This is a genomic window from Phyllobacterium sp. YR531 (genome assembly GCF_000282595.1).
Taxonomy (GTDB): domain Bacteria; phylum Pseudomonadota; class Alphaproteobacteria; order Rhizobiales; family Rhizobiaceae; genus Phyllobacterium.
Map to the genome: position 1 here is coordinate 317,853 of NZ_AKIZ01000016.1, position 13,573 is coordinate 331,425.

Annotated in this window: 12 protein-coding genes; 4 read left to right on the forward strand and 8 right to left on the reverse strand. The window is 52.3% G+C overall.

Features of this window, described 5'->3' with window-relative positions; translation table 11 throughout:
* Nucleotides 1-399 precede the first annotated feature (399 nt).
* The 4 genes from PMI41_RS08660 to PMI41_RS08675 all read left to right on the forward strand — a co-directional run bounded on the left by PMI41_RS08660 (nt 400) and on the right by PMI41_RS08675 (nt 4,569).
* Entirely contained in the window at nt 400-1,344 is a 945-nt protein-coding gene (locus PMI41_RS08660) for an alpha/beta hydrolase (RefSeq protein ID WP_008123824.1), read from the forward strand.
* A complete protein-coding gene (locus PMI41_RS08665; protein WP_008123826.1) occupies nt 1,337-2,536 on the forward strand; it encodes a CaiB/BaiF CoA-transferase family protein in 1,200 nt (399 codons plus the stop codon). Before PMI41_RS08660 ends, PMI41_RS08665 begins: the two co-directional genes overlap by 8 nt.
* On the forward strand, nt 2,520-4,169 hold the full coding sequence (locus PMI41_RS08670) for a thiamine pyrophosphate-binding protein (protein WP_008123827.1): 1,650 nt from the start codon (nt 2,520-2,522) through the stop codon (nt 4,167-4,169). The genes PMI41_RS08665 and PMI41_RS08670 overlap by 17 nt, the downstream gene beginning before the upstream one ends.
* A gap of 79 nt (nt 4,170-4,248) precedes the next feature.
* On the forward strand, nt 4,249-4,569 hold the full coding sequence (locus tag PMI41_RS08675) for a lipid-A-disaccharide synthase N-terminal domain-containing protein (protein WP_008123830.1): 321 nt from the start codon (nt 4,249-4,251) through the stop codon (nt 4,567-4,569).
* 8 nt (nt 4,570-4,577) lie between these two features.
* Here PMI41_RS08675 and PMI41_RS08680 read toward each other — a convergent pair whose 3' ends face one another.
* The 8 genes from PMI41_RS08680 to PMI41_RS08715 form a co-directional block, all read right to left on the reverse strand.
* Complete coding sequence (locus PMI41_RS08680; RefSeq protein ID WP_008123832.1) at nt 4,578-5,888, reverse strand: UDP-glucose/GDP-mannose dehydrogenase family protein; 1,311 nt, start codon at nt 5,886-5,888, stop codon at nt 4,578-4,580.
* 136 nt (nt 5,889-6,024) lie between these two features.
* Nucleotides 6,025-7,086 carry an L-glyceraldehyde 3-phosphate reductase gene (mgrA, locus tag PMI41_RS08685; protein WP_008123834.1) on the reverse strand — a complete coding sequence of 354 codons (1,062 nt, stop codon included), beginning with the start codon at nt 7,084-7,086 and terminating at the stop codon, nt 6,025-6,027.
* Between the two features lie 104 nt (nt 7,087-7,190).
* Nucleotides 7,191-8,192: an ABC transporter ATP-binding protein gene (locus PMI41_RS08690; protein WP_008123836.1), complete on the reverse strand. Its 1,002-nt coding sequence runs from the start codon at nt 8,190-8,192 to the stop codon at nt 7,191-7,193.
* A gap of 28 nt (nt 8,193-8,220) precedes the next feature.
* Nucleotides 8,221-9,282, reverse strand: a complete 1,062-nt coding sequence (locus PMI41_RS08695) for a Gfo/Idh/MocA family oxidoreductase (protein ID WP_008123837.1) — start codon at nt 9,280-9,282, stop codon at nt 8,221-8,223.
* The gene (locus tag PMI41_RS08700) at nt 9,279-10,118 is read right to left on the reverse strand and encodes a carbohydrate ABC transporter permease (RefSeq protein WP_008123838.1); all 840 of its coding nucleotides are present in this window, start codon (nt 10,116-10,118) and stop codon (nt 9,279-9,281) included. The genes PMI41_RS08695 and PMI41_RS08700 overlap by 4 nt, the downstream gene beginning before the upstream one ends.
* 10 nt (nt 10,119-10,128) lie before the next feature.
* Entirely contained in the window at nt 10,129-11,079 is a 951-nt protein-coding gene (locus PMI41_RS08705; RefSeq protein WP_008123840.1) for a sugar ABC transporter permease, read from the reverse strand.
* Between the two features lie 142 nt (nt 11,080-11,221).
* Nucleotides 11,222-12,481 (reverse strand): ABC transporter substrate-binding protein, encoded by a 1,260-nt coding sequence (locus PMI41_RS08710; protein WP_008123843.1) that lies wholly within the window; start codon nt 12,479-12,481, stop codon nt 11,222-11,224.
* A gap of 54 nt (nt 12,482-12,535) precedes the next feature.
* A complete protein-coding gene (locus PMI41_RS08715; protein ID WP_008123845.1) occupies nt 12,536-13,447 on the reverse strand; it encodes an N-acetylmuramic acid 6-phosphate etherase in 912 nt (303 codons plus the stop codon).
* Nucleotides 13,448-13,573 lie beyond the last annotated feature (126 nt).

Sequence of the window (13,573 nt, forward strand, 5' to 3'; positions counted from 1 at the left end):
CCTTTGAATTTCGACCTGCGTAAAACGAGCGAAACCGGGCGCGGATATTTCCGTCACCCGGTTTCCCCTCTGGTGCCGCAACGGGAAGCGTCCTCTTCTCCCCAGTAACGGCCATGTAAACTGACCTGGACGAAACTCGTTTCGTCACTGCAACAACATCATCTGGTTCGCGATGCACTAACAATTGTAATAATCGTGAACTAATGTGCTTCAGGTTTGAAGTTCTGCGGCAAGTTTAAGAGGTTTGCAAGGGGTTTTGCAAAATAAAATTGCATGGCAATCTAGCTGACTAAATATTGTGCAGAATATTCCAAAATTAAGGGTATTTTGCAGATTGTTTTCTGCGTTGACTAATTTTGCGGCACGTTCTCAATTGATACCTGCATAAACAGGTTCGCCATGATATTTGATACACCGGAAATTTTAGCTACCCCCAATGGAACTGCAATCGCAGTGCGCCATATGCCCGCAAAAACGGAACCTCGCGCAATTGTTCAAATAAACCATGGATTGGCTGAGCATTCCAAGCGCTACAGTCGGTTTGCCGAGCATTTGAGCGAGTTGGGCTTTTACGTTTATGCCCATGATCACCGCGGCCATGGGCTGACAAAAGCACCAGATGCGCCTGCGGGGCGATTCGCAGCGAAGGACGGCATGGATGCTGTACTGAACGATGTTGATGCCATTAATGATTACGTTCGCCAGCGCCACCCTGATCTGCCTCTCATCATTTTTGGACATTCTCTTGGCGGGCTTATAACTCTCAACTACGTGTTGAAACACCAAAGTAAAGTTGACGCGGCAGCCATCTGGAATGCAAATTTTTCGGGCGGAATACTGGGCAGGCTTGCGCAAGGCATTTTGCTCACCGAACGCATGTTCTTGGGATCTGATGTCCCAAGCATGCTTTTGCCCAAACTGACATTCCGGGAATGGAACCGAAGCGTTGTTAATCCCAGGACTGATTTCGATTGGCTGTCCCGCGATCCAATCGAAGTCGATCTCTACGTCAACGACCCGTTTTGCGGCTGGAGTCCAACCGTGAGCATGTGGCGGGATACCTTTGATCTGGTGTTCACCGGAGCCGACGATAAACTACTCGGGAAACTGCGTCGCAATCTGCCGATCAATCTGGTGGGCGGAGCCAAAGACCCAGCTACCGTTCAAGGCACTTCCGTAAAAGATCTGGAACATAGAATGCAAAAGCTCGGCTTTAACAATGTCACGACCAAAATCTATGCAGATACCCGGCATGAAGGTTTAAACGAAATCAATCGTGATCTTATCATGAGTGAGTTCTCCGATTGGGCCATCCACACAATATCCAAGGTAAGCCATGACTGAGGCTATAGGGGATGCTCCACTTAAAGGCATTCGCGTTATTGAACTTGCACGCGTGCTGGCGGGGCCTTGGGCTGGTCAGGTTCTCGCCGATCTTGGCGCTGATGTTATCAAGGTCGAAAACCCGTCTGGCGGCGACGAGACACGTGGGTGGGGACCACCCTTCATTACCAGCAAAGAAGGCGAAAACCTTTCCGCTGCTTATTTTCATTCCTGCAATCGTGGCAAGCGTTCCATTACGGTCGATTTCACCACTACACAGGGACAGGAAACTGTTAAGGCGCTCTGCCGGACCGCTGATGTCGTACTTGAGAACTTCAAAGTAGGCGGACTGGCAAAATATGGCCTGGACTATGCAAGCCTGAGTGCCGAAAACCCGCGACTTGTCTATTGCTCCATAACCGGTTTCGGCCAGACCGGCCCTTATGCGGCGCAGGCAGGCTACGACTTTATCATTCAAGGCATGTCTGGCTTAATGTCTGTGACCGGTGATCCTGCAGGGCAGCCTCAGAAAGTTGGGCTGGCCGTAGCCGACGTTTTTACGGGGCTTTATTCAGTTATCGCAATTCAAGCCGCCCTTGCCCACGCCGCCAAGACCGGCGAAGGTCAAATGGTGGACATGGCGCTTTTTGACGTACAGTCGGCTGTGATGGCCAATCAGGCCATGAACTTTCTGGCAACGGGAAAAAGCCCGAACCGAATGGGCAATGCACACCCGAATATCTCGCCTTATGAGGTCGTCCCAACATCTGATGGTCACCTGATCCTCGCCGTTGGCAATGATGGGCAATTCGCGCGGTTCTGCTCGATTATAGAACATTCCGAATGGGCAAGCGACGAGCGCTTCCTGACAAATCGCTCTCGGCTTGAAAACCGTGCTTTGCTAACAGCCCTTATAAGTGGCGAAACATCGAAAAGAACCCGCAAGGCGCTTCTGGACGCCTGCGCGGCAAATGCAGTACCGGCAGGGCCAATCAACAAGATCGGCGAGATGTTCGAAGATCCACAGATTGTAGCGCGTCAGTTACGGCTTGACCTTGAAGACCCTCATGGCAGCACAATTCCCTCGGTACGCACGCCCATCATCATGTCGAAAACGCCATTGACCTACACGCGACCCTCTCCCCGTTTGGGAGAGCATAGTGCCGATATTCTCCAACAGCTGAAGGACGCATCCAATGAAGACGGGCGGTGAATTGATCGTTGAAGCTTTGGCCGCCAATGGTGCGGAGCGGCTGTTCTGTGTGCCGGGCGAAAGCTATCTGGCTGTCCTGGACGCGCTTTACGGAGCAAAGATCAACATAACGATTTGCCGCGCGGAAGGCGGAGCAGCCATGATGGCCGAGGCTTGGGGCAAGCTTACCGGAAAGCCTGGAATCTGTTTCGTTACCCGTGGTCCGGGCGCGACAAACGCTTCTCCCGGCATACATATTGCCATGCAGGATTCTACTCCGATGATATTGTTCATCGGGCAGGTGCAGCGCGAAGCGCGGGAACGTGAGGCATTTCAGGAAGTGGAATACCGCCGCTTTTTTGCCGACACCGCAAAGTGGGTGGCAGAAATCGATGACGCGCGGCGTATTCCCGAATTTGTGACCCGCGCGTTTTCTGTCGCCACTTCCGGGCGGCCTGGCCCTGTTGTCCTTGCCCTGCCGGAAGATATGCTCACTGATGTTGTCGAAACTGTAACTGCGCAGCCTTGGCAACCGGTTGAAACCGGCCCATCTGCTGCCAGCATTGAAAAGCTTGCCGACATACTGCAAAGCGCGTCCAAACCATTCATGATACTGGGCGGATCGCGCTGGAGTGCTCAAGCAGTCAACTCGGTCACCCGTTTTGCCGAAAAATGGCATCTTCCCGTAGGCTGTTCTTTCCGGCGCCAGATGTTGTTCGACAATCTTCATCCCAACTATGCAGGCGATGTGGGAATCGGCATCAACCCAACCTTGGGTGCGCGCGTCAAAGAAGCTGACGTACTTTTGCTCGTAGGCGGACGGTTCGGCGAAATGCCATCATCCGGCTATACGCTGATGGATAGCCCCTACCCTAAACAAACGTTGATCCATGTGCACCCGGATGCGAACGAACTGGGACGAGTTTACCGACCGGTGCTTGCGATCAATTCTGCGCCGGATGCTTTTGCTGAGGCTGTGGAACATCTCGCTCCACCGTCACATATAAATTGGCCGGGCGAAGCTGATGCGGCGCATAAGTCGTATCTTGCGTGGTCAACACCACCGCAAAGCGGGCCCGGCAAAGTCGCCATGGGTCCAATTATGTCATACCTCGAAACCGTATTACCCGAAGATGCGATCATGACCAACGGGGCGGGAAACTATGCAACCTGGCTGCATCGCTTCCATCGTTTTCGGCGCTATGCAACGCAGGCAGCTCCCACATCAGGGTCAATGGGGTATGGCCTGCCCGCCGCTGTGGCGGCAAAACAGCTGCATCCGGAGCGGACAGTTGTATGCTTTGCCGGTGATGGCTGCTTTCTCATGAACGGCCAGGACTTCGCCACGGCAGTTAAATATAACCTGCCTATCATTGTTCTTGTCATCAACAATGGCATTTACGGCACAATCCGCATGCATCAGGAACGAGAATATCCGGGGCGCGTGTCGGGCACAGATTTGACCAATCCCGATTTTGCAATGCTGGCAAAGGCCTATGGTGGCCACGGCGAAACGGTGGAAACAACCAAAGATTTTGAAGGAGCTTGGCAACGTGCATTGCAAAGTGGCAAGCCCGCTATAATCGAAATCCGGCTTGATCCTGAAGCCATCACTCCGGCAAAAACATTGAGTGATTTCCGCAACCGCACATAAACCAGATGGTGTACGGGTTCATTCAGTGTTATTGAGCCCGCCCGAGAGGGAACTTCCCCGAAAAGTATGGAGATCAGCAATGGCTGAAGCGTTTTCCAATTGGCTGCATACGGTTTTTATCGAACAGTTTGACGCCTGGATTTTGCTGGGCTTTTTTGCTCAAGGCTGTTTTACAATGCGCTTCGTTGTCCAGTGGCTCGCTTCGGAAAAAGCAAAGAAGAGCGTAATGCCGGTGGCGTTCTGGTTCTTCTCGCTTTTCGGTGGCGCTCTCCTTTTCGTTTACGCCATCGTTCGAAAAGATCCGGTATTCATAGCAGGCCAAGGCTTTGGCCTGTTTGTCTATGTGCGTAATCTATGGTTGATCGCCAACGAAAAACGTGCGCTTACCCACGATACGTAAGCAATAACTTACTTAATAAGCGGCCGTCCAATTGAGTGGTATTCCAGGCCGGAGCCTTCCAGTTCCTGCTCGTTGAACACGTTCCGCAGATCGAACAGAATATTCCCGCTCATCAGTTCAGAAACCTTCTTCAGATTGAGCGAACGATAGGCATTCCACTCAGTCAGCAATACCGTAATGCCTGCGCCCTCAATCGCATCATAGGCTGATTTGCACCACGTAACGTCCGTCAGAACCTGTTCCGCTGCGCTGCGGGCCTCGGGATCATGGGCTCGCACGGTCAGCCCTGCATCCTGCAGGGCGGGAATGATATCCAAAGCCGGCGACTCGCGAATATCATCCGTATTGGGCTTGAATGCTATCCCCAGCACCGCCACTGATTTTGCACCGTTCTTTTTAGCAGCCTCAACGATCCGCTCGGCCATTGAACGCTTGCGCTGTTCGTTGACAGTGACAACCTGCTCAATCAGGGTCTGAGGTGCATTCATCTTGCGACCTGTCGCAGCATAAGCACGCGTGTCCTTGGGGAAACACGAACCGCCAAAGCCGGGACCGGCATGCAGGAACTTGGAGCCGATGCGGTTGTCCATGCCAATGGCGCGCGCGACATCCTGCACATTACCGCCGCTCTTCTCGCAAAGATCGGCCACCTCGTTGATGAAGGTCACCTTCATCGCCAGAAAAGCATTGGCCGCATATTTGATGATCTCGGCATTTTCCAGCGTCGTGACAATCATTGGCGTCTCACGCAGATAAAGCGGGCGATAGACGCGCTTCATTGCAGCAGCACCTGCATCATCATGCACACCGACGACAACACGGTCCGGCCGCAGGAAGTCTTCAACGGCCGAACCTTCGCGCAGAAATTCCGGATTGGACACCATCGAGAATGGAACGCCGGGCCGTGCCTTGGCAATGCGGTCCCGCACATCGGCGTTCGTTCCAACGACAACTGTCGATTTGATGACCACCACAGCGTTTGGCTTCATCGCAGCGGCAATTTCATCAGCTGCCGCATGGATATACTGCAGGTCTGCTTCACCGTCACCACGTCTAGAGGGCGTTCCCACCGCGACGAATATCACGTCGGCATCAGCAACAGTTTCGGCAAGCTCGGTCGTAAATGTCAGACGGCCATCGCGCGCATTGCGTGCAAGCAGCTCATCCAGACCTGGTTCGAAAATCGTGACTTCACCGGCCTGCAAACGCTTGACGATAGCCGGGTTTTTATCAACACATGTGACTGTAAAGCCGAACTCGGCAAAGCACACTCCCGATACCAGACCAACATATCCGGTCCCGATCATCGCAATCTTCATTGAAAAGTTCCAATCCGCATTTTTTGGCCGCTTCAGTTTCTGGCGCAGACGTTTCGCACAATTGCAGCCTAATGCCAATCACTCGTAGCACCCCGGGGCATGTTCTGCCGCCGGGGCATTCTTCAGCGTGGTAAAATCAATCCAGTTTTGCGGGCTTGCGTTCAGGTCCTTTGCGCTCAGCAGAGGCAGCCCAAAGATTTACATTGGCGTCATTCGCATATGTATCGATCTCGGCAAGTTCTGCATCAGTGAACTCAAGATTGTCGATTGCCTTGACGCAATTAACGACCTGTTGCGGCTTACTGGCGCCGATAAGAGCCGTCGTGATACGATTTTTTCTCAATACCCAGGCCAAAGCCATCTGAGCAAGCGTTTGTCCACGCCGTGTGGCGATGTCATTAAGTGAGCGAATATTCGCAATATTCTGATCGCTCAAGAAATTCGGGTTGAGTGATTTACCTTGCGCGGCGCGGCTCTCTTCCGGAACACCTTTGAGATATTTATCTGTCAGCATTCCTTGCGCCAGGGGCGAGAATACGATGGAGCCGATACCCAAATCCTCCAATGTATCAACCAGACCGTCTTCCTCAATCCAGCGGTTGATCATGGAATAGCTGGGCTGATGAATAAGGCATGGCGTGCCCAGTTCCTCAAGGATTGCCGCTGCTTCACGCGTACGATGAGAATTATAAGAGGAAAGCCCAACATATTGAGCGCGACCGGACCGCACAATGTGATCAAGCGCCATCATCGTTTCTTCAAGAGGTGTGTCCGGGTCAAAGCGATGGGAGTAAAAAATATCGACATAGTCGAGGCCAAGGCGCTTCAGGCTCTGGTCACAGCTGGCGATCATATATTTACGGCTGCCCCATTCGCCGTAAGGTCCGGGCCACATGCCATAACCCGCCTTTGACGAGATAATCAGCTCGTCGCGATGGGCTTGAAAATCGGTACGCAGGATTTCACCGAAAGCAGTTTCGGCAGAGCCCGGAGGCGGGCCATAATTATTGGCAAGATCGAAATGGGTAATGCCGAGATCAAAAGCCTGACGGCAAATGGCCTGCTTGACATTATGAGGCGTATCATCACCGAAATTATGCCATAGACCCAGCGAGATCGCTGGCAATTTCAGCCCGCTGCGGCCACAGCGATTATACTTCATTGTGTCGTAGCGCTTGGAATTCGGGATATAACCCATAACAATAATCCTGTTCTCATCAATAGATATGCCGCATCCAGAGGCGACTCTGCATGCGGCGGCGACTATGACCCAAACAGTTTATGATGTCATGACATGAATCGTCACGATTTGATGACCTGCCCTTCACTGTCAAAACGATAGGTCCGGCCAGCATCAGGCGTTGCATAAAGAACGCCGTCCACATCATATTGATGCTCTCCAAAGAGACGAACAGTCAAAGGTCCAAAGTCTGTTTGAAGATAGATTATTGTATCGGCACCAAGATGTTCAACGTGGATGACCGATCCTTTCCAATCTCCTGATGTCTTGCTGACTTGAATATGCTCCGGGCGAATGCCGATCGTCTTGGCGCCACTCTCGCCGAGCTTTGCCGCATCGATCAGATTCATTTGAGGTGAACCGATAAAGCCAGCCACAAAGACAGTCTGAGGAGCATTGTAAAGCTCCATGGGTGAGCCGACCTGCTCGATCTTTCCCTTGTTCAAAACGACGATCTTGTCGGCAAGCGTCATCGCTTCAACCTGATCATGTGTCACATAGATCATTGTTGCTTTGAGTTGGCGATGAAGACGGGCGATCTCGAGTCGTGTGTTCACTCGCAGCGCCGCATCGAGATTGGACAATGGTTCGTCGAAGAGAAAGAGCTTTGGCTCACGCACAATTGCACGACCGATGGCAACGCGCTGGCGCTGACCGCCGGAAAGCTCCGAAGGGCGGCGCTCCAGATAATCATCAAGCGACAACATGGTCGAAGCCACCTTGGTACGTTCTTTGATTTCATCCGCGGGCTTGCCCGCCTGTTTTAACCCAAGGCCCATATTATCGCGAACTGATAGATGCGGATAAAGCGCATAGGTCTGGAACACCATCGCAATACCACGTTTGGCTGGGGGTGTATTGTTGACCTTCTTGCCATCAATCAGAATTTCGCCGGATGTTGCATCTTCGAGACCCGCGATTACGCGCAGTAATGTGGACTTGCCACATCCCGATGGTCCGACAAAAATGACAAACTCGCCATCCTCTACCTCAAGATCAATACCTTTCAGTACATCCACGTGGCCAAAGGACTTAACGATATTTTCGATCTTCAAAGAACCCAATTTCTTGTTCCCGTTTCTTGATTCAAATTTATAAGTTTACTGGCTGACCGGTGCGAACACTTTCATCGGCAGCAAGGCAAACGCTAAGCGAGCGCACCGCATCCTGCATGTGACGCGTAAGGTCGATATTTTCCCTGATTGCCTTCAGAACAAACGCCTGCTCAAGATCACACAACTCCTGATGACCTGGCTCGCCTGCCATGTTCAACAATTCATCCGGCTTGGTGAAGCGGCCATCAGAACCCATTGCTGCCGAGTGCAACTTTATTGTCGAAGTCTTGGTGTGAGAGTCGATATCATCGGACTTTGCATTCTGATCCATGACAATGGATACGCAGCCATTCGGCGATATGACATCCTTCACAAAGAAAGCCGTTTCCGACATCATCGGACCCCATCCGGCTTCGTACCAGCCAACCGTCTTGTCATCGAACAGGACCTGCAGATGACCGTAATTATACATGTCGGTCGCAATCTCATCCGAAAGCCGCACGCCCATGCCACGAACTTGCACAGGTTTCGCGTCAGTTATCTGCAACATCACATCGAGATAATGCACGCCGCAGTCGACGATCGGCGAAGTTGTCTCCATGAGAGCTTTATGCGTCCCCCAAGTCGCGCCACTGGATTGCTGGTTGAGATTCATACGGAAAACGTAAGGTCCACCAAGCTTGCGCGCTTCCTCAATCAGCCTGATCCATGACGGGTGATGGCGCAATATGTAGCCGATTATGAGTTTGCGGCCATGCTTTTTCGCAGCAGCAACAACGCGTTCCGCATCAGCAACAGTCGTAGCGAGCGGCTTTTCAACAAATACATCCGCCCCGGCTTCCATTGCTGCCACAGCGTAGTCGGCATGACTGTCGGAATAGGTATTGATGGACACCAATTCCGGCTTGAGTTCTGTCAAAGCCTTCTCGAAAGATGGATGAATAGTGTAACCCGCAAGCTCTGGCTGCAATGGTACTACAGATCTATTCACCAGGCCGACGATCTCAAATCCCGGATTATTATGATAGGCAAGCGCGTGACTGCGTCCCATGTTGCCGAGCCCTGCAACGAGAACTCTGATTGGCTTTTGTTCACTCATTTCACGGCTCCAGCTGTAATGCCGCGGATCAACTGCCGCGAGAAGATCAGATAAAGAACCAGCACAGGGACAATCGCCAGTGTCAGCGCGGCAAGAACAGCATTCCAGTTGGTTACAAACTGACCAATGAACACCTGACTACCGAGCGTTATTGTTTTGGTACCATCGCTTGGTGCAAGGATGAGCGGGAACCAGAGGTCGTTCCAGATCGGTATCATTGTAAAGACTGCGACCGTGGCCATGGCTGGTCTTATTAATGGAAGAACGAGCCGGAAGAAAATCGAGTATTCCGAAAGGCCATCGATACGCCCTGCGTTCTTCAAATCATCTGAAACGGTCTGCATGAATTCCGTGAGGATGAAAACCGCCAGAGGCAGTCCCTGTGCAGTGTAAACGAGGATCAGAGCAGTCAGCGTGTTCACCAGCCCTGCAGCAACCATCCCTTGGAGAATGGCAACTGTACCGAGGCGAATGGGAATCATTATGCCAAGCGCCAGGTAAAGCCCCATCAGGGTATTGCCGCGGAACCGGTATTCCGACAATGCGAAAGCCGCCATTGCTCCGAACAATAGAACGAAGAAAATCGATACGGCGGTGACGATAAAGCTGTTCTGGAAGTAGAGCGTGAAATCACCCTGCTTCAACACTGTCTCATAGCCCACAAGACTGAAAACCGATGGCGTTGGCAATCCCAAGGGATCGCGGAAAATCGACGATCGATCTTTGAAAGAATTGATGACCGTGAGGAACACCGGGAACAAGGCAATAAGAGTGTAGCTTATCAATGCCAGATGAACGAGGCCGGTGCGGACGGGAGATGCTGTGGTTTTTGCCATGATCGTAATCCTAGAACTGGTACCGGCGCATGCGCCGTTGGATGGCAAACAGATAGAGGCAAACGCCGGAGAGGATTATAAGGAACATCACCGTCGCAATGGTCGCGCCCATGGATTTGTCACCGATCTGTAGCTGGAAGCCAAAGAACGTACGGTAGAGCAGCGTTCCGAGAATATCGGTCGCTCCGTCGGGGCCCGCCAACGCGCCTTGCACGGTATAAACCAGATCGAACGCGTTGAAATTGCCGACAAAAGTCAGAATGGAGATGATGCCGATTGAAGGCAGGATCAGCGGAAGCTTGATCTTCCAGAACTGGCTCCAGCCGGTAACACCATCGCATTCAGCAGCTTCCAGAACCTCGTCGGGAATGTTCAGCATGGCTGCATAGATCAGCATCATCGGGATGCCGACATACTGCCAGACAGAGATGAGCGACACTGCAATCAACGCTGAGCCGGGCTTACCTAACCATGGAGAGAACAGTGATTTGAGACCGACCAAATCCAACAGGAATGGCGATACGCCCCATATGGGCGAAAGAATGAGCTTCCAGATGAACCCGACAATAACAAATGAAAGCAAAGTCGGCAGGAACAGAGCCGTGCGATAAAACGCTCCAAAGCGCAGCTTGGGCACCGACAGGAGCGCAGCCAATGCAACGCCGATAGGATTCTGCACGACCATGTGAATAATGAAGAAGATGAAGTTGTTCTTCAGCGCATTCCAGAAGCTGGCGGCCCAACGCGGGTCACCAAAAAGCACGGCAAAATTGTCAAAGCCCACAAAAACGCTTTGACCGTCTTTGACATTGAAAAGCGAAAGCCGAAGCGTTTCGATGAGCGGCAGGATCATGACCGCCGTGTAGACAAGCAAAGCAGGCGTCAAAAACACCAATATATGCCAGCGCCATGGACGCTTGTCGTTGCCGCGATCGGCCGATGCTTGCTCGACTGTGCTCATGGATAACAAAACCCCTGCTTTTCATTTTTGGCCGCGTTACAAACATGCGCGCGACTGCCGCTTACCATCAGGCCCGGTCTATCGGACACGCCGATAAAGAAATGAACGGGACGTCGCACGACGCCCCGCTCATCAAATGCACTTACTTGGCTGGCTTGTACCAGCTGTCCAAACCATCCTGCAGCTTCTTTGCAGCAGCTTCAGGCGTATCCGTACCATTAATGACGTTGGCTGATTCTACCCAAGTCTCGTTTTCGAGGTTAGGTGTGCCACGCGACAGGATTTGGTAAGTTGAACGAATGGTTGGCTTGCACTTTTCGCGCCAGGAAACGAATTCCTGTGCCAACGGATCCTGCATCTTCACCGGCGTCGAATTCAGGCTGAAGAAGCCTGGCAACGCATTGGCATAAATGTCGGCAAACTCCGGCGAAGCGACCCAATCAAGGAACTTCTTGGACTCTTCCGGATGCTTGCTTTTTGCGTTCAGACCAGCACCGATATCATTGTGGTCAGAGATGTAGCATGCATCGCCCGCATTCTTAACCGGCGGGGGGAATGCGCCCATCTTGAACTGGGCTTGCGTGTTGAACAGACCGATTTCCCATGAACCAGCCGGATAAATCGCAGCGCGGCCCAGTGTGAACAAATTTTGGCTATCCGGATAAGTCTGGGCTTCAAAACCGTCGCCCAGATAATCCTTCCACTTCAGAAGAACCTTGTAAGGCTCAACCCAAGGAGCATCGGTCAGCTTTTCCTCGCCTTTGATCAGCTTGGCGCGACCTTCCTCACCCTTCCAATATGTCGGACCAATATTCTGGTAGCCCATGGTTGCGGCTTCCCAAAGATCCTTGGTGCCCATTGCCATTGGAATGTAGGTGCCATCAGCTTTAATCTTGTCGAGGGCTGCAAAGAACTCGGCTTCTGTTGCAGGAACAGCAATGCCCAGCTTGTCGAATGCATCCTTGTTGTAGATGAAGCCATGGATAACGGAAGCCATCGGCACGCAGAACGCGTCCTTGCCATCGTCAGTTGTCCACGCTGCCTTTGCTACATCCGAGAAATTCTTCATTCCGGCCAGATCGTTGAGGCTGGCAAGGTTGCCGCGCTTGAACTGTTCCAGCGACTTGTCAAAAGGGCGGCATGTAATGATATCGCCGGCGCTGCCCGCATCAAAACGCGCGCCAAGGGCGGCGTCATATTCTGTCGGCGGCGTCGGGGCAAACTTGACCTTGATCCCCGGGTTCTTTGCTTCAAAGGCAGGGATCAGCTTTTCCTGCCAGATTGCAAGATCGTCTGTACGCCAGCTTTCAATAGTGATCTCGGTGTCGGCAGCATGCGCAAAACCGGCCGTAGCCAGGATGCTTGTTGCCATTAGCAATGATTTTAGTGCCTTGCTTCCCATTTTAGTCTCCTGTTGCACCCTCATGAGCAGTGCCGTTAATGAGAACCCGGGCTCCTAGTGGGAACCAAGGATCCCTTTCAGTTCCGAAAGCGACGGGCGAAGCCTCTGTTGATTGCTTTCGAGAATTCTTGCAGCCTTTTCCGTGTCCTGCGCACCGGCAGCGAGCAAAATTGCTGATTTGACCGAGCCGCCGCTGGCATCCAGCAATTTCTCCGCTTCGTTCAGATCACACGAACTTATAGCCGAGACGATGCGAGCAGCGCGCTCGCGTAATTTTACGTTGTCCGCCACCAAATTGACCATGTAGCCGTCATGCACATGACCAAGACGGATCGCCATCAGTGTCGACAGCAAATTGAGCGCAATTTTTTGCGCTGTACCCGCCCCCATACGTGTCGAACCAGCAACCATTTCGGCTGGAGTCTCCAGCGCTATAGCAACATCGGCATCGTTGAAGATGGGCACATTGCGATTATTGGCGATTGAAATAACACGAAGCCCACGCTTCTTGGCCTCTTCGATTGCTGCCAGGGCATAGGGAGTTGTGCCACTTGCCGACACTGCAATCAGACAATCGCGCTCGTCCAGCCCTGCCTCGGCAATATCTCTTGCAGCTTGAGTTGTGTCATCTTCATATGTTCCGGCAAGGCGAGTGAGGCTGGCGACACCACCTGCGATCAGAATAACGATTCTGTCGGGCGCGATACCATAAGTGCCAGGTATTTCTAACGCATCTGCCAAGGCCATAAGCCCTGAGCTTCCGGCAGCAGCATATGCCAGCCTGCCGCCACCGGCGATTGTTTCAGCAGCGATACGCGCAGCATCGGCGATCGATTCCAGCTCGCTCGAAACGGCCTTCGCAGCATCAATTTGGGCCTCAAGCAGCAAACGCAGAACGGCATCCGGTGACTTCTCGTCAAGCCCGGTCGCTCCGTCATTGCGCTGCTCGGTGCGGATAAGTGCCACTCTGTTCTCCTCGTTTTCATAATTAATGCCAAAAAAATACCACTTGTCCAGTAAATCTTAAAAATTTCCTGTAGTCATTTACGCCTAGCGAATTTTGTGCATTTATAACAATATATTATGGGAAAA

What these genes read in the sequence shown, in the direction of transcription:
- PMI41_RS08670 (WP_008123827.1), top strand. Translation starts at nt 2,520, where the DNA reads ATGAAGACGGGCGGTGAATTGATCGTTGAAGCTTTGGCCGCCAATGGT.
- PMI41_RS08675 (WP_008123830.1), top strand. Translation starts at nt 4,249, where the DNA reads ATGGCTGAAGCGTTTTCCAATTGGCTGCATACGGTTTTTATCGAACAG.
- PMI41_RS08665 (WP_008123826.1), top strand. Translation starts at nt 1,337, where the DNA reads ATGACTGAGGCTATAGGGGATGCTCCACTTAAAGGCATTCGCGTTATT.
- PMI41_RS08700 (WP_008123838.1), bottom strand. Translation starts at nt 10,118, where the DNA reads ATGGCAAAAACCACAGCATCTCCCGTCCGCACCGGCCTCGTTCATCTG.
- PMI41_RS08710 (WP_008123843.1), bottom strand. Translation starts at nt 12,481, where the DNA reads ATGGGAAGCAAGGCACTAAAATCATTGCTAATGGCAACAAGCATCCTG.
- PMI41_RS08680 (WP_008123832.1), bottom strand. Translation starts at nt 5,888, where the DNA reads ATGAAGATTGCGATGATCGGGACCGGATATGTTGGTCTGGTATCGGGA.
- PMI41_RS08695 (WP_008123837.1), bottom strand. Translation starts at nt 9,282, where the DNA reads ATGAGTGAACAAAAGCCAATCAGAGTTCTCGTTGCAGGGCTCGGCAAC.
- PMI41_RS08660 (WP_008123824.1), top strand. Translation starts at nt 400, where the DNA reads ATGATATTTGATACACCGGAAATTTTAGCTACCCCCAATGGAACTGCA.
- PMI41_RS08705 (WP_008123840.1), bottom strand. Translation starts at nt 11,079, where the DNA reads ATGAGCACAGTCGAGCAAGCATCGGCCGATCGCGGCAACGACAAGCGT.
- mgrA (WP_008123834.1), bottom strand. Translation starts at nt 7,086, where the DNA reads ATGGGTTATATCCCGAATTCCAAGCGCTACGACACAATGAAGTATAAT.